Consider the following 23,830-nt stretch of genomic DNA (forward strand, 5'->3'; position numbering starts at 1 on the left):
CCATTTGTTCGGCTGCGCTTATAAGTTGACAAGAGGGTGTACGGGTGATTCGGCGTAGGGTCGCGCTTTTGGTGTCGGCTGCCGTTCTTGTTTCCGTATCCCGTCACGGCGCACCGTCCTCATTCTTGCGGCGGCGCGGCTGTTTCGCTCATCCCGTCACGCTCCGTCGGTTCGGCAGGCGCGGAAGATTGATCACGTTCGACGGCGCAGCTTGTTAGCTTCGATTCTTAGCTCTGATCGTTAATACCGTTCGTTGACCCCGGTTCTTCGACCGGTTTGTCCGTAACTAACGGATTAGCATTCAGGATATCCGGAGAAAACTCCGAGGGTACAGGCAATTGAATAGATTGTATGACAAGTTTCGGCTTGAAAAGATTAAAGAAAAAGTTCGCAAGCCGCGAAAGCGGTTTGAGATTCTTTTGATACTTCTTATTTTCCTTGATAAGTATCTTGCGAATTTTCTTATAATCATTAAAAATATTTGCGCGTATCTTGTTCGCGTAATCAATAGGAAGATAATCGGCAGTGTTATTAAAACACTCATAACTTTCAAAAATACGACGATCCAATTCATCGCCGAGATCTAAAATGTGGAAATTCATGCGGCAATTGCTCCTTTACTTGTGCTTGTTTTATAAAAACCCTTAGGAAGTTCGTCGTCGAACTCTTCGAGGAATTTAATATAACCTTGTATGCTTTCTTCGGTCGGTTCGGCAGACTGATAATCAATATCTTTGTCGAACTTCCCTTGATAAAACTTCGGTTTACAGCTTTGACTGTCATAACAGCGAAAAACGTTATAATCGAAAGTAAAAATTTCTTCGGTATAGCAATCTTTGTCTTTCCGTCCGCTACTCATATAACAGTCAAACATTTGGCTGTTAGATATCTTCCGGATAAGCCATTCTAAGCGGCACGGGTGCCCGAAACAGTCATAATCGATATAAAGCTCGACTATCTCGGTAAATCTTGCCAGCTCACGAATATTGACGTCTATAAGCATGGGCCGTTGAGTATCCAACCAAATATCCAAATTATTATGACCATGCTGTTCATACCAACGACTTTGCCAATCCGGATAATTACGGCTCATACGGCTATTAAGATACTTTTGAGCTTCCGTAATGAAGATAGCTTCAAACGGAATATTAAAATGCGTTTCTACAAAAGGATTGTCAAAGCCCAGCCGATACGGATTAATTCGTCGGCTGAGCAAAGGCGTATAGCAAAACTTTCTAAGCGTTATATCGTAATTTGCGGCAACGCAATGCTCGGGGATAGTTTGAATATTAGTAAAACCGCTTGCGATTTTGCCTAAAAGCTCGTTTTGCATTAGGCAAGTACGCTGACGATCAAATGCAATTTGACACGCCTGAGCAGTCAAATAACACGTTTTTCCGGTCCGCGGCGGCGCAAATACTATTTCTATCGCCATAGCTTATTCCTTCTTAAATAACGCCACTATAAGCCGTACAGGCGCGCTGATGAGCCACCATAGCCCCTTAAACAGCAAGACGAATAAATGTCCTATCGCGGTGAATATAAGCGGCAGGAAAGGCGAGAGAATGATTATAGCAATAACACCGACCACGGCAATAACGAGCCAATGCCAATATTTCTTAAACCAAGCCTTTACGCTTTCCCACCAATCCTTGAAAGACCAATCTTCTATTACGTTATCAATATTTGTTCCGCTTGATTGCTTATCAGATACAACGCCGACATTATACGTTTTGCCGTCGCGGACATAATTCAAGCGAAGAATAGTAGTATCAGTGGCCCTATACTCCAAAGGAAGCGGTTTAACCCAAGGTCCGCCGTCGTTCGAATATAAATTATGAAAACGAATAACCCATTTCTTTGTTTTAAGAATATCTTTTGTTTCGTCGTTTAAATTTTCCGCTTTAACAAAATCGTCTTTTGATTGAATATCTTTCCACGTATGAGTTTGAGCAAACCAAGACCAACCGACTTTGGCAGAAGCTTCGCCCTCGGCAGTAATCGTTACCGTTTGATAGGGTACAATTTCATATATTGCTCCCGTAGTAATATGCTCGCCGATTATACCATAACTAATATCCGCTTCGTAAATGTCGTCCATGCGAATATCTGTATCGAAAGCAATATAAAAGGACGTAGTGCCTTCATCAAGAAACATTCCGGGATTGCCATAGTAAATTTGTCCAACGTATTGGGAAGTAACGACAATAGAAGCATTTTCCTGCATAGTATAGCTTACTTGTCCATTGACAGTTGTCGCCGTCCATAATTGCTTAACGGCGAAAGAAATATAGCCGCCTATATTCTCACCGTCGAGTTCGCCGTCATAATCTTTATCATACTTACGATATAACGCCGGGATATCATAATAACGCAAGGCATCGGGTTTAAGCTCTAAACCATCAACGGCATATCTAAATACCGTATCAGTATAAGCAACACGATCCGTTAAGAAATAATCTTGCCATATCGCATTTTCAGATATAGATTGCGAAAGTCGAATTTGCAATGAGAATGTTTCAGCGCCACTCGGTTGATAGACATACACATAAAGCTTTCCCGTCTCACTCTCGGCTATTTGAATTAGTTTCAACGAATGATCATTTTCATTAAAAGAGTAATCCGCCTCGTTAAACTCAAAATCTCTTACGGTATCCGCACTTACAATAGCCGACGGCAGCAGTGTGACCCAGCTCATTATTAAAAACAGTATCGCCAAAAGAATGAGCATAACGCTCTTTCGGCGTTGATTGATTTTATTCATTACTATTTACCGTCCTTTTTCTCAATAGCGAAATACGCAACGGTCTTTTTATTGCGTTTACCGTTATCATCATAGAAATGTTCTACGATTTGTTTCTTTGCCGTTTGGTTAAGTTCGTTTATGTCGCCCTTATATGTCGGCTTTTGACCTCTAACAGTAGAAACGATCATGTTCGGCATATTCAAATCTACTTTGCCGACGAACGAATATTTAGGATTTAAGCGATACTTGCCGTTCTTTCCCTTTACCCAAGCTTCTTCGGCAGAGACCAAACGAACGCCCTTTTTACCTAAATTGTAATTTACACTTGACATTTGTAATTCTCCTTGCTATAATGATTAAGCCATCGCCCCTACAAACAGGGGAGCTACGGTGAACTCGCGTAGACAGGGAAGAACATAGGCTTTTAGTGTAGACTTCCCCAACCGTCCGTTTATCGGGCGGTTATTTTTATGCCGCAAAACACTTTTAGGTCGAGAGCCTTAACCCTCGACCTAATGCGTAATTATTCGTTCTAAGCCTTCTTCTTTTTCTTTACGATTACCGCGGCTATCCCGCCGATTATAAGCAAGCCGCCGAAAACGAAGCAGGGAATAAGGACCTTCCACTTATTCAGTCCCCACCAAGAAGTCGGGCGTTCCTCGACCGCTTTATCGCTTAATCGGGCATAGATAGTCATGTCGCCGCTTATAACGTCGGTGTCTTGGACTTTGCTCGAAAAGCCGCTGTCGTAGTACCAACCGCCGAACTCGCGCCCGTCGAGCTCGACATCGTAAAGGTAGTCTTTAACGTTGCTACCATACGGCACGAACTTAGTTACGACGTCGCCGTCGACATTGTAAGTGAGCGCGACAACCTGAGTTATAATGTTTGCGGCGTTATATGCCGAGATCATTGCGGTCCTGCCTTCGGTCATTGCGGTTTCGCCAAGATTGCCGAGAGCCCGGACACGCACGGTATGTTCGCCTTCGCCGAGCGCGTTAATATCGAAAGTGTACGAAGTCGTATCGACAAAAGCTTTCTTCTCGCTACCTTTCTCGGTCCAGAACACGCCGTACTTCGTCGCACCGTCTACGCTATCCCACGTAAGCGTTCCGGCGTTGTATGTAAAGTTAGTCGGGGCGGGTAGGTGAGTTACGGAAAATGTATTGAAATTCCAGAACGTTCGAGTGAAAGCCGATACTTTTTTTGTTTCGGTCGAAGGTTTATAAAAATCGTACGCAAAACTGATATAATAACGATCCAACGAAGTTGTGATCGTGCCGGACAGCGACAACAAATCTACGGATATGTATCCGTCGGCATACGTAACGTAAGAAGCGCCTTTAAGATTTAGGATAGAATCGCCGAAAACCATAGAGCTACCTGCGCCGCCTATTCTATCTGAACTGCATACATTGAGTTGATAATATCCGCCGTTATAGAAATCTTCGGCGCATTTTACTTTGTAAGTAGTATTCGTAAATTCGGTCGTAATCTCGCTTACGTTAGAAATAACAAGGTCCGTCGAGTCATTCGAGTCGACGTAGCCGTCCTTATTTACGTTTCGAGCATATATAGTACCGTAAGAAGTATTTAAGGTATTCAATTTCTCACGGATAGTCGAAAGCGGGATATATGCATAATACGTTGAACCGTCAAGAGTAAAATCTTTTTCGGTAAAAGAAGCTAACGTATAATGATTGCCGCCGGAAGGATCCAAAAATACATTAACAGTGCCGACCGCAAAACTGGATTTAGACAATTGAACACTTAGTTTATCCGTAGCATAAAAAGCGGTTAAACTAGGCGTTGGCAGTTTTGTAGTAGCGAACATAGTGCTGCCGTCGGGGCTATCCGTTATGATCTCATGATCGACTTCGGTCGAGCTTGTCCGGACACGCGCGGCGGTATCTTCGACTTCGACGGGAGCGGAAATACCTTGCCCCCAACCGCCAAACCACTCGGCGGCGTTCCAGTTCTCGAACCCGCTCGTTGCCCATGCCAACGCACCCAACGCCGCCAATAAGAACGTTACGGCGATTATGAAAGCTACAAGCTTCCTATTAGTCCTTGTCATACTTTTACTCCTTTACCGCTTCTCGGCATACGGTACGCCGTAGTTTGCTAAGACAAGGCGCGACAACGCTTAAAACGTTATCACGCTTTGTTTCGCTCGAATTTCACGAGCTCATCGGTTAGCTTAATCGTCGGCTTCTTCCGGTTCTTCTTCCAAAACCTCGGTTATACCGAAAGCCTTTTTGCAAAGGTCCTTGAAAACCGCCTGATCTTCCTCAGCACGAATTTCAAACTCGATTTCGCGATTATCGTTGAACGGAGATTTACCGACAATTCCGAAATAACGAGTAATTTTCTTCGTCTTTTTGCTCTTATAAGAAAGCACTTTGATTTGACCCGGGAATTCGATTTCGGGCGCAGTACGCAAAGCTTTTTTTGCATAGAACTTAAAAAGCCCTAAATCGTTCTTCCACTTGGGAACGATTTTTATATTGGTAAAATCCTCGTCACCAAACGGATCGGGAAGAACGACGGCAACGAAATCGACACTTTCTTTTGTGTCTTTCTTTTCGTAACTGTCAATCAATGTTACTGCGGTGAGATCAATCGTCTTGTTTTGGAACTCGGGACGACTAAGCACTTCTGTTAATTTTGCCATGGTTTACTCCTTTTTCACTTGGAATTATCTTAGCCCCAAGCGGCTATTTTTTCATTTGACCGTCAAGCCGTTATCCCAGCTATGTATTTACTATCGAGCCCGAAGCTCGTTATAGCCGTCGCCCCGAAGTTCGCCTATTGTCCAAGAGTGGCAACCGCGGGGCGCTTTTAAGAAGATGAGGCCGTTTAAGGGCGATACCACACCCCACGAGAATTAGAATTTATTGCCGAGAGATCTGCCGACCTTAACGCCGTCGCGGAACGCGTCGCGATTCTCCGGCTTAACGTTAACCCGTGCACCCGCTTTTGCCGCACCGTATCCGATACCCGCACACTGCGCATTAAGCTGTTCACCCGACATAGGTCCGGTGCTTTTCTTGGGCGGGGTAGACGGCTTAGCCGAGTTACCGCCACCGCACAACTGATTTATTCGTCGTTGCGCCCAATTCCTTTGAGCTTGCGACAAGTTTGGATCGTTGACACGTTTCTTGTAATAATCGCACTTCTGCGCCGGGGTGCGCTCCGTGTCGCTCGTGTTTTGTTTTGCCATAATTTTTACTTCTCCTGCGTGAACGCCGCCGCGAATTTTTGTTTGATTGTTTAACCGGTTACTTCGCTCAGATTACTAACACCGGAGAGCGGCGCAGCTTGTTGACCTCGAATTATAACCGGGCACCTTAACGACGTTTATTGACCCCGGTCAGTTACAGCGCCGCTTAGCCCTGGGCATTGCGACCATTCGTTGACTTCGATCCTTAACCCCAGCTCAAAGCCATAGCTTCGGCTACTTCTTTGAATGTCTTACTACGATTACATTGTCTGTACTTGCCGAACGAGTTCTTAAACTGCGGATATGTATTGAACGTATACTTGGGGTCGACTACGTTCGTGGGGCAGAGAAAAGGCAAGCCTTTTAACCAAAGAAACGTCATCTTACTGACGGGCACGCCGAAGTAATACGGCTGAATAACTTGGGTCGGTTCGGGTAAGCCGAATTTCTTTATGGGCACGGGGTTCTCGATACAAATGCGCTCGCAATCGGCATTGAGAATACTCATGAAGAATTGCGCAGCTCTTTGACCCCGGTCAAACCGTTCTTGGTCAATTTCGCCGTTTTTGTAAAGATTCGAACTCCCTGCGCGGGATAAGTAAGTACACGGCGGGAAAGCTATGATCATATCCCATTTGTCTACCGTGTGAGTTTGTCCGTCGCAAGTCCTGAATGTGCAATTACCGTTTAGCAACGGCGTGACGTCGGACCAAATATGGAACTGCGGCAAACCGCCCGAACAAAAGACTATATCGCAAGAATAGGCTTCGTGTCCTTTCGCGCGGAACGCCGAGCATACTCTTTGACTTTCTTCGCAAGCTACGAGGATTTTCATATTCGATTTTCCTCTCGTAGCTCGTCAAGATATTCTTCGTAATGCTCTTCAAATATAACCTCACGATAATAATCACAATCTGAACAATCGCGCTTTTCGCATTCCGGCTCATACTCCTCACAAGGGTAGTCCTTTTGATACAATTCAAAAATTTCTTCTTTTGTCATATCATTGCACCACAGGAAGAGAATCGCCGTATAAATCTATTTTCTCGGACTTACAAACAATTTCGATATAAACCCGATACTGATTTGTACTACCGCGATTAGGATATAATCCGGACACACTGCTGGATATTACGTTATCGCTTTTGCCGAGAGCCGTATAAAAACATTGCGCTTGCTTGCATTCTTCGGCTGTTCCCATAACTCGTAGTTTCATGCCGTCACCTCGGAAAGTCGTATTTCTTCGGCGAGAGTGTATAGCAATGTAATGTCTACATAAATAGGGGGATAACCCTGATCCCGTTCAATCTTATCTAACGCCTTTAATAAGAAATCTGAATAAACATATCGATCGCGAGCAACGTTAAGAAGTTTTTTAACTTCTTCATAGCTCTCGTTACACTCAAACCGATAAGTTACTATTTCGCCTGTTTTGCGCTCTCTTCCCACAATAGTCGCTTCGATAAAAACTTTGCCGTCAGCATAAGTTGATACTTCTAATATCTGATTTGCATTGAGTAACACTTTTTTGCCGTCATCGGCATTTGTTAATTCGATAAATTCCATGCTATCACCCCACGCGCCGAAGCTTACCGAACGCCGCGTCGACAGCTATGTAACCGAACTCGCTACATTCTTCGCGCGATACGTTCCACACGTACGCATTTGCAATAATGCCGCCCCGGCGTTGCTTGTGGAATTGATGAGCCCAATCTTCTGAATAAGGGCTAACGCATAAAAACGAATAATTTGGACCGATATAATCGATAATCGAATGAATAACGGCGTAAATCTTAACGTTCGATTTCTCTTCGATAGCTTTAAGCTTTTTGTAAAGTATGCTGTTTGGATCAATGCGCCGACCTTCGCCCTTGTCGAATAGGTAGACCTGATCGTTCTCTTGAAAGTCCAATAGGTAAGGCTCGCAAACGCCGAGCTCACCCAAAAGCCTAACGGCTTCGGCTTTAACTAAATGATCTGTCATTCCGTCACCTCAGCGCAAAAATCCTTAGCGGCTTCGCCAAGTAGCATAACGACGATATCGTCGTCATCGATAGTCGGGGTATTAAGCCCTTCGCCGGAAGCGTTCATTGAATCGCAAAATTTATGCGCTTCGTCTTCGTCAAGCCCGTATGCCGCGGCTCGCTTAAATGCGCCGGACTCCTCAAAGTCCGATTGTCGTACTACCGCATATTTCGTATACGGCACTACGATCCATTTGTCCTGTTCCATGTTTTTACCACCTTCTTAAAGAATTGTTTTTTGAAAATATTTGTGATATAATTAAAAATTAAAGGAGCGATCATGAAAGCCGAAGAGAAAATCAAACTACAAAGACAGATTCGAAGAACCAATAGGGTAATGATTAAAATCTTCAAAACCGAGAGCGGACTATCCGATTTCAAAACGTGGTTTGCTAATAAATCAAATCCGCAAAGAATAGTTTTGAACTTACTCAAAATGACAGAAGAAGAATTTATTAACCAAGCCATTGAAACGAATATCGATTATCAGTTCTACGAAGAAGTTAGACCTATCACGACTTTCATGATATTGAAAGCAAATGTCTATGACGCTTATCTCGATACGTTAGATAAAACGTCAAGCTGGCATTTTAGAGATTAAGCTTAAATACTTCTCTTACGCACTCGTCACAGCACTGAAAACAAAGCCCGTATTTAGGTATTTGCACCAACGTATAACCGTTAGGCAATTCTTTGTCACAAAGCTCGCATTTGAGAATATTCTCATTTACGAGCTTTTTTTGTTTGCACTTTTTTGTTGCCATAAAACCACCTTCCTAAAAAATCTTTTTCACATAAAAGTGAAATTAATAATATTATATTTCAATTAAAAGTGAAAGTCAATAATTTTCAACAAAAAAGTGATAAAATTTTTTTAAGGTGTACTATGATTAAATATAATGAAGCAATTAAAGAACATAGATTAGAAGCCGGTATGACATTGCAATATGTGCAAGATCATACTGGCATATCTAATCAAAATTTAAGCCGCTGGGAAAGAGGGGAAGCAATCCCAGGGATAGACTTTTGTATCACGCTTGCAAAATTTTACGGAATAACGCTTGATGAGCTTGTAGGCATATCCGAATACGACGCAGCTGATAAACCCGCAATAATAGAACAGTCTAATAAAAAGCTATCCACATTCGACAACGAATACGCCGAAATACTCGACGACAACAATTTTATTCAAACAGCAAAACTTTTCAAAGCGATAAAACCGGAACTCAGAGCATTAGCCTTTGGATATCTTGTAGGTTTACTTCAAAGTCAAAAAATTGATACGGCCGCTATTCTCGGATATTGACAAATACAGTCCATAATGTACACTGTCCCGAAAAACGGGAGCACACCTATGGACAAAGACTTTATCCGCTACAAACTCGGCATTATGGCCAATGCAGTCAGCTCGATATTCGAGCAAACCAACACGCTCAAAAATGAGATATGTACTATGCTCGGCTTCCTAAAAGCCGACGACGATTTCGGCAATGGGTTTGATAATCAAATGGAGAAGATTAACCAAATGATAATCAAACTAAATATAAAAGGCTCGACAAGAGTTCGTTCGAACGGACTGATCGAGCTACGCACCGCCGCTTTTGGATCTATCTACGGGCGAACTGCCGAAGAAGTAGAACAAAAGCTCACAGAAAAAATAAAGGAGCTTACGACAAAACCAAAAACACTAAACAAAGGACAAACCCCGACGTTATCCGAGTTCTACAACGATATTTACTTGCAGCACAAAGAACAAACGGTTTCGGCAAACTTTTTACGGTCGATTAGAAGCTCGTTCAAACAATGCGTTGACGGCGGACTGGATAAACCGCTGAACAAGCTATCTACCGTAGAATTAGAAAAATTCCTTATGACAATAGAAAAGGCGAGAACACGACAAGTCGTGCGCGGATTTCTATTCAACTTATTCGAGTATGCAAAACAGCTCGGCACGGTTAAAATCAACCCTTGCGAGAACGTTTCGGCGGTTAAGTACACTAAGAATATCGGCAAAGCATTCAGCTTTAAGGAGCAAGAAGAATTTTTTACCGAGCTGTACAAGGCAAAAAATATCCCGACGAACAAAAAGCTGTATTATACGTTTGTCTATCTAACCGGAACGCGCCGAAGCGAAGCAATTTCGCTCAACGTTTCCAACGTTGACTTTGAAACAAATATCTTACATATACCCGGCACGAAAACGAAAAACTCAAATAGGGATATGCCGTTATTTCCGCTCGTAAAAGAATTGCTATTGCGAATTACACCTACGGATGCCGGAAGATACTTTACGTTGGAACAAGCAAAAGCAACACAGGTTATAAAAAAGGTAACTTCGGATCACCACCTACACGAACTTCGGCACACGTTCGGAACGATTGCTATATGCGTGAAAAAGCTCGACGCTAAAACGGTTGCGCTTTACATGGGACACGCCGACGCGACCATGACGCTTAATATTTACACGCACCCAGAACAGCTCGACAAAGAATTGTTTTTCAATGGTGCGCTTACCGAAGAAGAAAAACTCGCTATTATGCGGCAACGATATAGCGGAATTACCGATATGATCGCCGAGTTCTTAAACAGCATACCCAAATCATACCCAAATTAAAGGCGATTTTTCGCTCAATTTACAAAGATTTTATATCTTTTCGAGCATGAAAAAACGCCTACGACGGGTATTTTACCGCATATATAGGCGTTTTGGAGCTACTGGGCGGACTCGAACCGCCGACCTGCTGATTACGAATCAGCTGCTCTACCAACTGAGCCACAGTAGCATATTGTTAAGATATTAAATTGTGTGTCGGCGGGGAGAAGAACCGCCGCAGTCCGTAGGACTGTCATCGCGCTAGCGATGTACCTGCTGCTACGAAGCACGAGCGAAGCGAGTATTACGAATCAGCCGGTCCAACTGAGCCACAGTAGCAAACTTTTCAATTGCTAAACTAATATATCATAAAACGAATAGGTTGTCAAGGATTTTATCGGTCTTGATTTTACCGAAATTTTATTGTATAATATTACCCGTTGCCAATCCCGGTTGAATACATCCTAAACGGGCTGTTTTTGGCTCTATCATCGTTAAACTCGCTCGACGTAGCACTGCGGCTACGACTTCGCTCGTTTGCCTTGATATAGCCTAAAAACAGCCTCGTTAGGACGCAAAGCGTTTTTACGGAGTAAAATCGCGAGGATAGACGACCGAAACGGAGCGCGGGCGTGCTTGGTAGCACGACAAGCGACGCTTTGGGCGTATAGACCGCGATTTTGCCCGTAAAAATGTGTTCATCGGGGTTGGCAGCGGGTGAGTTATGGAAGAACTGGCGTTATTGATCGAATATATAGAAGGGAAGTGGTCGGTCGAAGATTTTTGCTCGATCCTTTTGGCGGATGATACGCTTTGCGAGCGCGTCAGGGTTTTGTATGCCGAAGCGAGCGGGCGCGACGTTAATATCATTTCGCAGATATCGCGCATAGAGCATTTCGATTTCGTAGCCGACGAATACGTTTGCGATATCGTTTCTACCGTTCTCGATAAGTGCGGAATAAGCTATAACAAAAAGGTCATCAAACCGAGCAAGGCGGAGCGAAAAACGCTCGCCAAGCGTTTTAAAGACAGCGAGCGCGACGCGTTCTTTAAGTCGTTACCCATGCCGCGAAAAACCTTTAACAAGCTTTTCGATTATCTCGACCGCGAGCTGGGTAAGCGCGGTTGTAACGGTCGGCTCGACATCACGGTCGAGTTCCTGAAAAAGAATGATCTCGACGTCGATAAAATAATCGACTGGCTCGCCGATAACGGCGGCGGCTGCAATTGCGAAGTTCTTTGCAATATCGAAGAAAAGTTCGAATAGCCTTTGTTTTGCTTGTTTGTCGTGAAATCCGTGGAGGCGTGTTAGTTTGATTTAGGCGGCTTCCGCGTAGCTTTTATTTTCAAAGTATGAAGAAATAGGTTGCAAAATACGTATTTATGTGATAGAATAGTAGCGGAGGATGCAATGGACAGTTCCGACGGAAGTTGTAATAAATCCGATAGCTAGCGCTCGTTCTGCGGGCGTAGTATGCCCGTTGTAAAAGCGCGTATGTTAAAAATTTACGGTATGGAAAGCGGTAAGCGCGAGCTTGCCGAGCGTGACGCGATCGCTCCGGGGACTTGGGTCAATCTCGAAAACCCGTCCGACCTCGAAGTGGAGCTTGTCAGCCGCGCTACGAATATTCCCGAGGATATGCTCAAAGCCGCGCTCGACGAAGAGGAGCGCGCCCGTATCGACGTTGACGACGACGTAACTCTTATACTCGTCGACATTCCCGTTATAAACGAGCAAAAGGACGCGTACGTGTATTCCACGCTCCCGCTCGCAATGGTTTTCAATAAAGACTACTTCGTCACCGTGTGCCTGCGCGAAACGTCGGTACTCAGTGATTTCGTGACCAAAGCGATACGTAATTTCGACGTAAACAAGCGCACGCGGTTCATCTATCAAATATTGTACGTCAACGCGACCAAGTATTTGTACTACCTCAAACTCATCGACCGTCAGGCGAACGGCATACAGCAATCGCTGCACCGCGCGCTCAAAAACACCGAGCTTATGAAGCTCCTCGATCTTGATAAAGCGCTTGTATACTTCTCGACCTCGCTCATATCCAACCAAACCGTGATCGAGCGTATCCGCACGCTGTCGACTATCAAGCACTACGGCGATGACGACGATCTTCTCGATGACGTAATCATAGAGAACAAACAGGCGATAGAAATGGCGACCATCCACCGCGACGTTTTGTCGGGCACTATGGATACGTTCGCGTCGGTTATTTCGAACAACCAGAATATCATTATGAAGCTTCTGACCGCGATAACCATTCTCTTGACGATCCCGACGCTCATAAGCGGTTTGTGGGGCATGAACGTGCCCGTGCCGTTAGCCGAGAACCCGTACGGGTTTTGGATAATATTAGGCGTAGTCGCGGCGATACTCGTTCCAGTCATTATTATAATGGTCAAGAAACGAATGTTCTGAATAAATTAAAGGTTAATATATAAAAATCAAAAGACCTACTTCTTTCCCAAAAGAAGTAGGTCTTTTGTTGGAAAAATTTATCACGTATTGACAATATAAATAGATAGATAGTATAATGATGTAAATTTAAAATGTAAAGGAAAAAGATCATGGAAAAAATCAGTAAGGGAAAGAAAATCTTTATCGCGATAGTAGTTATAGTAACTTTGATTATAACTATCGGTGGTATCGGCGGATTTGTCAAGCTCGGGCATGACTTGGGATTGGAAGATCAAGCGATTGCAAGCGAATACAAACGCTACTTGGCTGATCGAGGTGCATATGATGATCTTATTTGGGTGCGTTTAACAAAAGAAGCTACGCGCGAGTTCAAAGGATATGCGCCTGAAGATTTTTCGGACGTGGGCGCTATTGATGTTAGATTATGCAACACATATTGCGACGAATACGTAAGGCGGAAGTTGCAGGGACTACCCGTAGAAGAAGAACTTGACGTCGAAATTGATGAATATACAAGGTTGTTGGATGTTACGCTTAACAAAAAAAGCAAAAAGAATGTTCTTCAAGCGATAAAAATCTTATCCGCTCGTCCTGACGTGGCGAAAGTCACCCCACAGATGTCTCTTCTTTCGGCTAGTGCGGTGTCGAATGACCAATATAATTCAGAACAATGGGGTATTAAAAATGCAAGCGTAGATAAAGCGTGGGGAACTTTATTTGATGATGACTGTGGGACGGTGACGGTAGGCATATTGGATTCCGGTATAGACGCTATGCATCCCGATTTGAGGGATAAAATATACCGTTCTGTGCCGCATGATATTTTAACTAAGCTTCACCAATATAGCATTAAATCAGTATAAAACATTAAGGAGTTAAATCATGGAAAAAATCAGTAAGGGAAAGAAAATTTTTATCGCGATAGTAGTTATAGTAACTTTGATTATAACTATCGGCGGTATCATGGGATTTGTCAAGATCGGGCATGACTTGGGTTTGGAAGATCAAGCGATTGCGAGTGAATACGATTGGTATTTAGAAAGGCTGTTTGAGGATGATAACGCCGTTTTAGCAAAGTTGACGAAAGAAGCGACGCGCGAGTTTATAGACTATATGCCGGAAGATTTTGCGGATGTAGGAGCGGTTTCCGTTAAAATAAATAGTGCAGAATATGATGAATATGTACAGAGAAAGATACAGGGACTGCCTGTGGAGAAAGAGCTGAATATAGATGTTGAAGAATATCAAAGGTGGTTGAAAATTACGTTAAATAAAAAAAGCAAGAGGAATGTTATTCGAGCGGTGGAAATATTATCTGCTCGCTCAGATGTTCAGTTTGCGGAACCGTATTTGGTGGATGGTGTAGCAAGTACGTTTTCCAATGATGCGTATGCTTCAAACCAATGGGGTATAGAGAATGCAAATATAGAAAAAGCGTGGGAAGCAATAAGGGGTGGTTCTACTGTGCTTGTCGGTGTATTGGATACCGGAATAGACGCTTCGCATCCCGATTTAAGGGATAAAATATATTACGACAAACCGCTACATCGAGATTTTACGACAGGCGAAGTTAACGGGAAGATAATAGATATACCTACCGATCCGAACGGACACGGTACGCATGTGGCTGGAATAATTGGCGCGGAGTGTAATAATAAGATCGGTGTTGCTGGCGTTGCGGATAATGTTAAATTTGTATCGCTTAGGGTTTTTAATGATAGCGGTATATTGGAGGATGTTAATTCGTTAATTAACGCAATAAAATATGCAGAGAAGAATAAAATCAAGTTACTTAATTTCAGTGGTCGATTAAGGGATAATAATCCAGAACTTGAAAAAGTAGTAGAAGAATTTAGTGGAATAATTGTGGTATCGGCAGGGAACGATAAAAAAGACCTTGATGTTGATTCTGAATCTTATCCCGCTGTTTATGGGTTCACAAATGTAATTTCCGTCGGGGCAATAGATGAGCAAAATGAGCGTGAACAACGTTCTAATTGGGGTTATAATACAGTAGATATTTTTGCGCCCGGTTCTGGAATATACAGCACTTTCCCTACCAATATTTGCAATGAGAATAAATGTAAGTATAATAACAGCATACATATAAAAAATGGTTACCATTCTATGAGCGGAACATCTATGGCTGCGCCGTTCGTTACGGGGACTGTGGCAATGATGTTGTCGTTGGAACCCAACTTAACTGACAACAGTCAGATTACGGATGAACTGAAAGAAGATATAAAATATTGCATTTTAAAAGGCGCCGATGAAATAAAAATACATAATATAAACGGTGATGAATTAGAGGTAAAAAAGCTTAATGCGTATAATGCGCTAAAAAAGTTTACTACTTACGAGATTAATGTGTTGTCCGAAACCGAAATAGAAATAACCGGAACATACGGCGAGAAGCTAACCGATTACGTTGAATTGCCGCAAACCATTAGAGGACTCTCGGTTACTTCAATCGGCTATGGTGCTTTTGAAAATCAGGACGAGCTAACCGATATTAGACTTCCAAAGTTTTTGAATAACATTAATCCGAAAGCTTTTTCGGGTTGTACGAATTTGCGATTTTACATTGAACAGGGAAATTCCTCGTTTTTAACCGAAGGCGGAATTTTATATAGTAAAGACAAAACAGTAATAATTGCTGCGGGTAAGATATCAGATGAAATAGAAATCGGTAATCCTGTTGAGTATATCTTGCCGTATGCATTTGCGGGTCAGCCCGATTTATCGAGCATACTGTTTACTACAAACGCCAATATCGGCGTTTGTGCGTTTGCGGATTGTTTTAAGCTTGCCAATATAGTTTACACTACGCATATGCCGCCGTCTGTTTGGGAAGATGTTTTTCTAAACGTACAACCCAAGATTTTAGTGCCGTATACAGCTCTTCAAGCTTATAAAGAAGCTTTTTCTCAATACGAGGATTTGATATACAGTAAGTCATGGACAGTTAATTTTATCAGCAATGACGAATATTGTGGCAGTATGGATGTTTTTTACGGCGAGCCTATTGAAGATTTACCTACGCCTACTTTAACCGGATATGATTTCTTTGCTTGGTACGACAGTCCCGATTTTAGCGGCGAAGCGTATACCGAGAACGATGTTCGTCAAGCGGAAGAGAATATTACGCTTTACGCTAAATACGACCCCAAGAAATGCACTATCAAGTTCGATCCCGGTTTTGGTATTCTTTTGGGTGCAAGAGAATTGCGTGTCGATTATGGGGCGTCTTTCCGTACAGATATAACAGCCGAGCGTGAGGGTTACGTTTTTGAGGGATGGTGCGACAGCGACGGGTTCGAATGCATAACGGCTTTTGGAGCCTCTACTATATATTGGAATAGACTTGAAGATACGGTGCTGACTCCAAAATGGAGTAAAAAGAGTTTTGAAATTAAAATCCGTAATAGCAGTATGCAGGTGTGGGTAGGTAAAGACGGACTGTCCGATTCAATCGTTTATATCGATTACGGTGAGAAGATGCCGGGCGGGAGCCTTAAACAGCTATTTGAGAATTCTCCGCTTAGTATTAAAGAGGGGAATATATTCAATCGTTTGATACTTTTAGAAGAAACGGAAATTAATTTTTCCGTCGTCCCCGATTTCGGCGAAAATAAAATGCAGGTTTTGATTTTACCGGTTTGGACAAGAGAACAATATACCATAAAATTTACTGCGCCAAATTACGAGAAGGAAATAAAAACATTTTATAAAGAATATATAACGTTACCTAATCCCGAAACCGAAGTAGATATTAAAGGATATTATTTCGGCGGTTGGTATTTGGAGGAAACGTTTGTTACACGGGTTGCGTGGGAGACGGTGCCCGACTTAACGCCGAACGTTGTGGGTAATGGAACGGTAACTCTTTACGGGCGATGGAGTCCAATAATGTATTATATAGAATTCGACTATAATGACGGACGCAAAAATACATTACCGTTCATATTCTGTTACGATATGGAAAGAAGCTTGCCTTATGTCACAGATAATGCAAGAGAAAACTATGTCTTTATGGGTTGGGCTACGTCTAAGAATGGAGAAGTAACATATATTAATGGAGCAAAAGTAAAAAATCTCACAACAATTAACGGCGCGACTGTTACGTTGTATGCTGTCTGGCAACCGGGACGATACAAAATAATTTGTAAAAATTTGACCGAAGATATGGAAGTAGATTTTGATTACTATATTTATGGCGAAGGGCGTTCCACTATGCCAAAAATACTTTCAAAAAACGCTTATACATACGTATATAAGCTTTACGGATGGTATACGTCTATTGATTTCAAAACAAAAGTAACGAGGATTTCTGCGACTCAAACGGGCGATATTACGATTTATGCCAAGTATGATTATTTTGTTTGTGAAAATACGGACTACTCTTCCCACAGGGTAACAGACGATGGTGTTGCAAAAAACCCGACCCAAATAATAGCGCTCTATCTAAAAAGTGTTGAATATAATATAATTAAAAATACTACGCTTAAAAAGATTAAAATAGAGTTTTCTTTATATATAGAAGAGATTAACGACGGATATCAGCATATTTATTTGCGCGACGGTTATAGCAGTATTAATATATGGTCGAAAAAAATCGATCATCCGAATAATGCCGGAAAGAGCCTTTATACATACACTATAGAATTGAATATCGAGGATTATAAGGATCGCGACTTCTTAGTGCTATATTTCGACGCGTCGGGGGCGTGGGATGATGACTGGGAATTTTCATGTTTCAACTATATGGTAATTTTAACTAATTAAGGAGCGTCCCGAGAATAGAGGCTCTATTGTAAATTTTTTTATAATATACTGTCGTGTTTTCAAAGCAAAAAGTATTGACAAATTTCTCGGTGGGTTGTATAATTGAAACATGGACTTTTGGTTTAACGTCTTCAATATAGCGGTCGTTTCGTCAATGGGCGCGCTTGTGTTGCTTTTTCTCGCGTCGATTATTATTATCGCGGCGATAGGCAAGCGCAAGTGCAATGCGTTCGACGTTATATTCCGTATTATCACCGCTATCGTGGTTGTTGCTACGGCGGTAATGTTTACGTGTTCCGTATTGTCCATGGTAACGGGCGATACCCTTCGTATCGCTGTGTTTAATTATGAGCCTATGGGCGACGACGTGCGCGCGGCGCTTGTATTCAATGGAAAATACCACGAGCTTCCCATACCCAAGCTGTTCGTTTTCCTTGCGACGACTATCGGCTCGAACGTTACTATTGCGCTGTTCCTTTGCTCGCTTGCGGCGCTCATAGTCGACTGTCTCGTTGCTAACAAGAAGGAAAAGAAAGAGAAGAAAGAAAAACAGGCTAAGGCGGCGGCGCAAAAGAAAACGCCCGAGCAGCTTAAACGCGAAGCCGAGCTCGAACGCATTCGCAAGATCGGCGAGAGCGCGGTGAAAAAGACTTCCGCGGTTGCGGAAAAGCAGGCGGCTACCGAAAAAGCGGAAGCCGAGGAAAAACCCGAGACCGCCGAGCCCGAGAAAACGGACGAGGGCGCGGACTTCGATTGGCGCACCGCTGACGAAAAGCAAGAGCAAAAGCCGACCGAGTTCGTTGGAATTAAAGATACCGCCGAGGACGATTCGTTCGATAGTTTCGACGACAATTTCGACAGCGACGAGAGCGAAGCCGAGCAAGCGCCCGAAACCGAAGCGGACGAATTTGACGACGATACCGCAATCAATGCAAGCGACGAGGATACTGCGTTCAGCGTAGAGCCCGAGAGCGACGAGGTAGAGGAAGTCGACGACGGCGTAGATGAATTCGAAGAAGCCGACGATTCGTTCGACGATCTGCCGGATGACGAGGAATACGAGAGTGTGGACTTGGACGGACAAGACCCGTTGCCTGTTGACACGTTTGACGATATATCCGACGAAGATTTAGCGAACGCGGACGACGATATTGATATTGATGAGTTGGATAAAGCCACTATCGGCGCGTCTGCTGTTATCGAAGAACAAGATCAGGCGTTCGAGCAAACGCAGGACGAACAGTCTCAAGCCACGGAGCAGGTCAAGCCGTCCGCGCCCGGTGAGGTCGAGCCGGATAGGGATATTTACATTCCCAATATTCGTACGGTAGTGCGCACTGCGCCCGACGCTTCCGAGCGGACCGAGCCTGCGCGCCGTCCCGATCCTGCGGCAAGGCGGCCGCAAACGCGCCCGTCGACCGCGGCGAAAAAGAGCGACGCTGCGACGAAGAAGCCCGCTTCTACCAGACCGCCGAGAAAACCGTCGACTGCGCCTAGGAGACCTGCGCAGACTAAGAGCAATAGCGTTACTTCGCCCGAAAAGAAGCTTCCGCTTACGCGGCGGTACGTAATTCTCGATCGGCGGAACGCGGTCAATATGTTCGGCGAGTATCTGAAAGAGCGTGACAGAAACGCTAAGGATAAGCTTGAAAAATCTATTAATACTATAATCATTGAGTAAAGAACCGTCTTTTCGGTTCTTTATTACTTGCGAGGAGGTTTTCCATGTATTGCGTAGGTGTGGATATCGGCGGCATGTCGATCAAGGTCGGCGTGGTCGACCGTGACGGGAATATCGTTAAAAAGGGCAAGGTCGTGACCGACGTCGAGGGCGGACCGCACAAGATAATCAATGATATTGCCGATCTTATTCTGTCGCTTATCGATCCCAAAGATCGCGATTTCGTAGGGATCGGGATCGGCTGCCCCGGTGCGATCAATTCAGCGACGGGCGTGGTCGATCGTGCGTTCAATCTCAAATGGCACAAGGTCGCGCTTGCCGAGGAGCTTGCGCGCAGGATAAACAAGCGTATTAAGGTGAGCAACGACGCGAACGTTGCCGCGCTCGGCGAGACCATGTACGGCGTGGGCAGAACGTATACCGATACTATTTTTATAACGCTCGGCACGGGCGTGGGTGGCGGCGTGGTGCTTAACGGCAAGCTGTACGAGGGCAACGAGAGCAAGGGCGCGGAGCTCGGGCACATGGTGCTCGTTGTCGACGGCGAACAATGTACGTGCGGGCGCAGGGGATGCATGGAAGCGTACTGCTCGGCGACGGCGCTTATTCGCGAGACCAAAAAGGCTATGCTCGCCGATAAGAATTCGTCGATGTGGCAGTTCGTCGGCGGGGATATAGAAAAGGTCGACGGGCGCACGGCGTTCGAGTGCAGTAAGACGGGCGATAAGTCGGCGAACGCGGTCGTTGATTATTTCGTTAAGTATCTCGGCGAGGGTATGCTTAACTTCGCTAATATTTTCAGACCGCAGGCGATCATTCTTGGTGGCGGCGTGTGCGCGCAGGGCGATTATCTTATCTACAAGCTCAAAGATTACTGCAAGGACCGTAACTACGGGTTCGCGAATACGCCGAGGTTCGATATTCTCGCGGCGCAGCTCGGTAACGACGCGGGTATAATCGGCGCTGCCGGACTTATTTTTTCGGACTTAAAATAGCCTACTTCTTTTGAAAAAGAAGTAGGCAAGAAAACTTTATTGTCGTGTGTTTACTCGGGTTGTTTATTGTTAATTACACCCGAGTATTTTCTTTCCAGTTTTTCTTTGTTTGCGCCTCGACTGACATGATTTTGCAATATAAGCAAATATCAGGCAAAATTCGCAAACAGATATATGCTAATATTTTATAAGTATCAAATAGCTAATAGGAGTAACTATGAAAAACCTCAAAGGCACTAAGACGGAAGAAAACCTCATGACCGCGTTCTCGGGCGAGAGCATGGCGCGGAACAAGTACGACTACTACGCGAGCAAGGCTAAAAAGGACGGCTACGAGCAGATAGCAAGCATATTCGCCGAGACCGCCGCCAACGAGAAAGAGCACGCCAAGATCTGGTTCAAGCTTTTGCACGAGGGCATTGCGGACACGCTTACAAATCTCAAAGACGCCGCCGACGGTGAGCATTTCGAGTGGACGGATATGTACAAGACCTTTGCCGAGGATGCCGACAAAGAGGGCTTCCCGCAAATCGCCGAGCTTTTCCGCAAGGTCGCGGCTATCGAGAAAACGCACGAGGAGCGGTACGTTAAGCTTGCCGCCAATATCGAAAAGAACGAGGTTTTCCAAAAGGGCGTTCAGGTCGTTTGGGTGTGCCTGAACTGCGGACATATTTACGTCGGCGACGCCGCGCCCGACGTTTGCCCCGTCTGCGCTCATCCCAAATCGTTCTTCGCCATGAAAGCGGAAAACTATTGATCAATTAGGAATTGCAAGTCAGAAATTGGGAATTAATCAAAACAGCCGTATCAAGTTAAAGGTTTGATACGGCGTTTTGTTTAATAGAAAGTATTTTGCCTACGTCTTTGTATTGTTTGATATTGTTGAGATTGACTTGTCGTCGATAATTCGTTATAATACAAAAGAATGAACAAGAACGGGGTAATATAAAATGCGATTTAATACTTTTGGCGATAGAAACAATAATGCGGTTTTACTTATTCATACCTTGTTTACGAGCGAGGAATTTTTCGCGCCTATTTCGCAGTTGCTTGCGAAAGACTATTTCGTTATTGTACCTACTTTATCCGGGCATTATGAAAACTCTACCTTTGTATCGACGGCGGACGAGATTAGACAAATTAAAGAATTTTTGACGGAAAATCATGTTACGGCTATTTATGCTGTTGCAGGATTTTCTTTGGGCGGAAACATTGCTTATGAGTTTTTCTGCAATAACTCCCAAATGATTGAAAAAGCAATTATAGACAGTGCGCCGCTATTCAATTTCCCAAATTTCATTAAGAAATATTTCCATAAAAAATATGAAAAGTGCCTGAAAAAAATCAAAGAGGGCAACTGCGATATTTCAAAAGAATTGGATAAATGCTTTAACGGTATGGGTAAGCATCAAAAGGACATTGCGCCTACGGTATCGTTTGAAAGTTTGAAAAATCTTATTGATGGATGCTACAATAATAAAGTTTATAAATTACCGACAAGCGAGTTTAAAAAGATTACGTTTGTTTACGGCAACAAGGATGAGGCTCGGCTTTGCAGAACGCGCATAAAGAAATATCATATCCATACCATGAAAGGATACGGGCATTGCGGCTTTTACAGAGAAAATCCCGTTGAGTGGGCTAAACAATTTATTTCGGGTAGCTTGGTATAATTTATGATAGGATCTATGCTTGAAAATAGCTTGGGTTTGTAGTATAATCTAAACATGGGCTGTCCGTATTTTCAAATACAAAAGAGCGAAGAATTCGATAATATCGCGGAAATAATCGGGGCGGATAAGGAAGCCAAGCATTTCGTCAGGCGGCGAAGATATACGCCGTTCGACGTGAGCGACGGCAGTATCAAGTCCGCATTAGATAAGAATATTCGCCACTCGCAAAGCGGGTATTTTGACGGCTTGCGTATCTTTTCGATTATTTTCCCGTTGATGGTTGTCATAAGCATTTATGCCATGATCGCGGCAGAACCCGAGAACCGCATGGGGCTTATAGCTATCCCGATCACGACCTTCGGGCTCGGGGTGATTTGGTGTATTTTTTTGATTTGTCACGTGATGGAATTTAATTTCGTAAAATCATGCGACGATCTGTTTATAGCGTACGACGGCGAGGGCAATCCTTATTCGATCGAGGTTTGTAAAAAGCGTATTCGGGTCTTGTATAAAGATTCGCTGTACGTGATTAAGGGCAACAAAATAAAGACTATTCGCAATGAAAGAAAACTGTATTACACGTATTTGAATATGTTCCCGCAATCAGTTTTGGATATGGGGAAGTACGTCGACAATTCTAATAGGGAGATGGAGCCGATATTATCGCCGAGCATAGAATATTTGCCCGACGGCGGCTGCGCTTTGTCGCTAGGCGAACGCGGCTTTGTTCAAATTTCGGGAAAGCACGGCAGAGTTCAAAAGTACCCGTTATTGCATCACTTGCATTTTTGCAAGTATATTTTTACCGTAAATAACGAATTGAAATTAACCTCCGTTTATTCGGCGGCAAGAGAAAACGCCGTGATAAGTCACGACGCATTGACTTTTGCTAAGGTTACGGAAAGCGGTAACGCCGCTATGGACACGCTGAGAAAAACAGCGGAAGCAAATATATTGCTCGGTAAAATATTAAACGATATTGTCGGCTGAACTTTTATATTAAATAGCTATCGACAATAATTTATTGCGTGTTTTCTCGTCGAAGTGCTGCAAGCCTTTGACGAGGCTTTCGAGCTTTTCGATATTCTCCTGCGGCGAAAGGCTATACGCCGAGCGAACGAAATCGTACCCGAAAATATCCTCGGGGCGGGAGAGCATTGCCGAGCCCATAGCGCTCTTTTTAAAGGTCGTGCAAAGATAGGTCTTGTTTTGCAGCGACGCGACCACGCCGTCGTAGCCTTTCATTTCGAGTCGCTTACCGAGCTCGTAGGACGGCGTTTCTATCTCTATCGCGTTCATGACCTCGATTTCGCGGCGGGGGGCTCTGCCCTCGTCGGTGAGTGAATCGAAGTCGTATCCGTCGCGGCGGAGCGCGGCGAGGTAGGGGAAAACTTCGAGCGACACGAACGTAGCTTTCTTGTTCACGTACTTGCCGTATACTATCTTATGCGAATTGACGGCACGCTCGCGCAAGTACCAAAGCTTCATGAAATTAACGTCGCTCAGCGATGACGCGGACAGTCCGTTCTCGTCCCAGAAATACAGCATTCCGTACTCGTTGACCGCGGCTATTAAGCTTTCTTCATCAGTAATTCTTATCATGGTTTTAGTTTACCCCAAAAAATTTGATTTGTCAATTAATAGGTGAATTTTAAAAAGAAGTAAGTTGTTTTGTC

The 23,830-nt window shown here is 43.9% G+C and carries 27 protein-coding genes and 1 tRNA gene; 13 read left to right on the forward strand and 15 right to left on the reverse strand.

The annotated features are described in order from the left end of the window. The first annotated feature begins 44 nt into the window (after nucleotides 1-44). Entirely contained in the window at nucleotides 45-218 is a 174-nt protein-coding gene (locus tag HDT28_01915; GenBank protein ID MBD5131340.1) for a hypothetical protein, read from the forward strand. Nucleotides 219-227: 9 nt separating this feature from the next. Here the strand turns inward: HDT28_01915 and HDT28_01920 are convergent, their stop codons facing one another. The 12 genes from HDT28_01920 to HDT28_01975 form a co-directional block, all read right to left on the reverse strand. Further along, nucleotides 228-602 (reverse strand): hypothetical protein, encoded by a 375-nt coding sequence (locus HDT28_01920; protein MBD5131341.1) that lies wholly within the window; start codon nucleotides 600-602, stop codon nucleotides 228-230. Next, complete coding sequence (locus HDT28_01925) at nucleotides 599-1,333, reverse strand: hypothetical protein (GenBank protein ID MBD5131342.1); 735 nt, start codon at nucleotides 1,331-1,333, stop codon at nucleotides 599-601. The genes HDT28_01920 and HDT28_01925 overlap by 4 nt, the downstream gene beginning before the upstream one ends. A gap of 105 nt (nucleotides 1,334-1,438) precedes the next feature. Beyond that, the gene (locus HDT28_01930; protein MBD5131343.1) at nucleotides 1,439-2,764 is read right to left on the reverse strand and encodes a hypothetical protein; all 1,326 of its coding nucleotides are present in this window, start codon (nucleotides 2,762-2,764) and stop codon (nucleotides 1,439-1,441) included. 2 nt (nucleotides 2,765-2,766) lie between these two features. Further along, complete coding sequence (locus tag HDT28_01935) at nucleotides 2,767-3,078, reverse strand: hypothetical protein (GenBank protein ID MBD5131344.1); 312 nt, start codon at nucleotides 3,076-3,078, stop codon at nucleotides 2,767-2,769. 200 nt (nucleotides 3,079-3,278) lie between these two features. Next, nucleotides 3,279-4,823 (reverse strand): InlB B-repeat-containing protein, encoded by a 1,545-nt coding sequence (locus HDT28_01940; GenBank protein MBD5131345.1) that lies wholly within the window; start codon nucleotides 4,821-4,823, stop codon nucleotides 3,279-3,281. Nucleotides 4,824-4,946: 123 nt separating this feature from the next. After that, nucleotides 4,947-5,420: a hypothetical protein gene (locus tag HDT28_01945; protein MBD5131346.1), complete on the reverse strand. Its 474-nt coding sequence runs from the start codon at nucleotides 5,418-5,420 to the stop codon at nucleotides 4,947-4,949. Between the two features lie 213 nt (nucleotides 5,421-5,633). Then, on the reverse strand, nucleotides 5,634-5,969 hold the full coding sequence (locus HDT28_01950) for a hypothetical protein (GenBank protein ID MBD5131347.1): 336 nt from the start codon (nucleotides 5,967-5,969) through the stop codon (nucleotides 5,634-5,636). Nucleotides 5,970-6,174: 205 nt separating this feature from the next. After that, a complete protein-coding gene (locus tag HDT28_01955; protein ID MBD5131348.1) occupies nucleotides 6,175-6,804 on the reverse strand; it encodes a DNA cytosine methyltransferase in 630 nt (209 codons plus the stop codon). After that, a complete protein-coding gene (locus tag HDT28_01960; GenBank protein ID MBD5131349.1) occupies nucleotides 6,801-6,971 on the reverse strand; it encodes a hypothetical protein in 171 nt (56 codons plus the stop codon). The genes HDT28_01955 and HDT28_01960 overlap by 4 nt, the downstream gene beginning before the upstream one ends. Nucleotides 6,972-7,181: 210 nt before the next feature. Further along, nucleotides 7,182-7,535, reverse strand: coding sequence for a hypothetical protein (locus tag HDT28_01965; protein MBD5131350.1), 354 nt, complete (start codon nucleotides 7,533-7,535; stop codon nucleotides 7,182-7,184). A 4-nt stretch (nucleotides 7,536-7,539) separates the two neighbouring features. Next, complete coding sequence (locus tag HDT28_01970; protein MBD5131351.1) at nucleotides 7,540-7,953, reverse strand: hypothetical protein; 414 nt, start codon at nucleotides 7,951-7,953, stop codon at nucleotides 7,540-7,542. Beyond that, entirely contained in the window at nucleotides 7,950-8,201 is a 252-nt protein-coding gene (locus tag HDT28_01975) for a hypothetical protein (GenBank protein ID MBD5131352.1), read from the reverse strand. The genes HDT28_01970 and HDT28_01975 overlap by 4 nt, the downstream gene beginning before the upstream one ends. 72 nt (nucleotides 8,202-8,273) lie before the next feature. Here HDT28_01975 and HDT28_01980 point away from each other — a divergent pair, with 72 nt between their 5' ends. After that, on the forward strand, nucleotides 8,274-8,594 hold the full coding sequence (locus HDT28_01980) for a hypothetical protein (protein MBD5131353.1): 321 nt from the start codon (nucleotides 8,274-8,276) through the stop codon (nucleotides 8,592-8,594). Here the strand turns inward: HDT28_01980 and HDT28_01985 are convergent. Then, entirely contained in the window at nucleotides 8,584-8,757 is a 174-nt protein-coding gene (locus HDT28_01985; protein MBD5131354.1) for a hypothetical protein, read from the reverse strand. The two genes, HDT28_01980 and HDT28_01985, sit on opposite strands and share 11 nt — an antisense overlap. Before the next feature lie 68 nt (nucleotides 8,758-8,825). Between HDT28_01985 and HDT28_01990 the strand changes: the two genes are divergently transcribed. Further along, a complete protein-coding gene (locus HDT28_01990) occupies nucleotides 8,826-9,299 on the forward strand; it encodes a helix-turn-helix transcriptional regulator (GenBank protein MBD5131355.1) in 474 nt (157 codons plus the stop codon). A 48-nt stretch (nucleotides 9,300-9,347) separates the two neighbouring features. After that, nucleotides 9,348-10,607, forward strand: a complete 1,260-nt coding sequence (locus HDT28_01995; protein ID MBD5131356.1) for a site-specific integrase — start codon at nucleotides 9,348-9,350, stop codon at nucleotides 10,605-10,607. 93 nt (nucleotides 10,608-10,700) lie between these two features. Here HDT28_01995 and HDT28_02000 read toward each other — a convergent pair. Next, a tRNA-Thr gene (locus HDT28_02000) sits at nucleotides 10,701-10,776 on the reverse strand. Between the two features lie 873 nt (nucleotides 10,777-11,649). On the opposite strand from HDT28_02000, the gene HDT28_02005 reads away from it, so the two are divergent. From HDT28_02005 to HDT28_02045, 9 genes are all read left to right on the forward strand, one after another. Next, the gene (locus HDT28_02005; protein ID MBD5131357.1) at nucleotides 11,650-11,853 is read left to right on the forward strand and encodes a DUF2695 domain-containing protein; all 204 of its coding nucleotides are present in this window, start codon (nucleotides 11,650-11,652) and stop codon (nucleotides 11,851-11,853) included. Between the two features lie 228 nt (nucleotides 11,854-12,081). Next, nucleotides 12,082-13,020, forward strand: coding sequence for a magnesium transporter CorA family protein (locus tag HDT28_02010; GenBank protein ID MBD5131358.1), 939 nt, complete (start codon nucleotides 12,082-12,084; stop codon nucleotides 13,018-13,020). Between the two features lie 149 nt (nucleotides 13,021-13,169). Further along, the gene (locus HDT28_02015) at nucleotides 13,170-13,883 is read left to right on the forward strand and encodes a hypothetical protein (GenBank protein MBD5131359.1); all 714 of its coding nucleotides are present in this window, start codon (nucleotides 13,170-13,172) and stop codon (nucleotides 13,881-13,883) included. Nucleotides 13,884-13,902: 19 nt separating this feature from the next. Continuing rightward, on the forward strand, nucleotides 13,903-17,805 hold the full coding sequence (locus tag HDT28_02020) for a S8 family serine peptidase (protein MBD5131360.1): 3,903 nt from the start codon (nucleotides 13,903-13,905) through the stop codon (nucleotides 17,803-17,805). 109 nt (nucleotides 17,806-17,914) lie between these two features. Beyond that, a complete protein-coding gene (locus HDT28_02025) occupies nucleotides 17,915-19,486 on the forward strand; it encodes a hypothetical protein (GenBank protein MBD5131361.1) in 1,572 nt (523 codons plus the stop codon). Between the two features lie 44 nt (nucleotides 19,487-19,530). After that, on the forward strand, nucleotides 19,531-20,481 hold the full coding sequence (locus HDT28_02030; protein MBD5131362.1) for an ROK family glucokinase: 951 nt from the start codon (nucleotides 19,531-19,533) through the stop codon (nucleotides 20,479-20,481). Nucleotides 20,482-20,698: 217 nt separating this feature from the next. Beyond that, entirely contained in the window at nucleotides 20,699-21,238 is a 540-nt protein-coding gene (locus tag HDT28_02035) for a rubrerythrin family protein (GenBank protein MBD5131363.1), read from the forward strand. Nucleotides 21,239-21,527: 289 nt separating this feature from the next. After that, on the forward strand, nucleotides 21,528-22,154 hold the full coding sequence (locus HDT28_02040) for a hypothetical protein (protein ID MBD5131364.1): 627 nt from the start codon (nucleotides 21,528-21,530) through the stop codon (nucleotides 22,152-22,154). A 54-nt stretch (nucleotides 22,155-22,208) separates the two neighbouring features. Beyond that, nucleotides 22,209-23,144 (forward strand): hypothetical protein, encoded by a 936-nt coding sequence (locus tag HDT28_02045; GenBank protein ID MBD5131365.1) that lies wholly within the window; start codon nucleotides 22,209-22,211, stop codon nucleotides 23,142-23,144. Nucleotides 23,145-23,153: 9 nt separating this feature from the next. On the opposite strand, the gene HDT28_02050 is transcribed toward HDT28_02045, so the two are convergent. Beyond that, a complete protein-coding gene (locus HDT28_02050; GenBank protein ID MBD5131366.1) occupies nucleotides 23,154-23,756 on the reverse strand; it encodes a hypothetical protein in 603 nt (200 codons plus the stop codon). Nucleotides 23,757-23,830 lie beyond the last annotated feature (74 nt).

The organism is Clostridiales bacterium, assembly GCA_014799665.1.
Classification (GTDB): Bacteria; Bacillota; Clostridia; order Christensenellales; family Pumilibacteraceae; genus Anaerocaecibacter.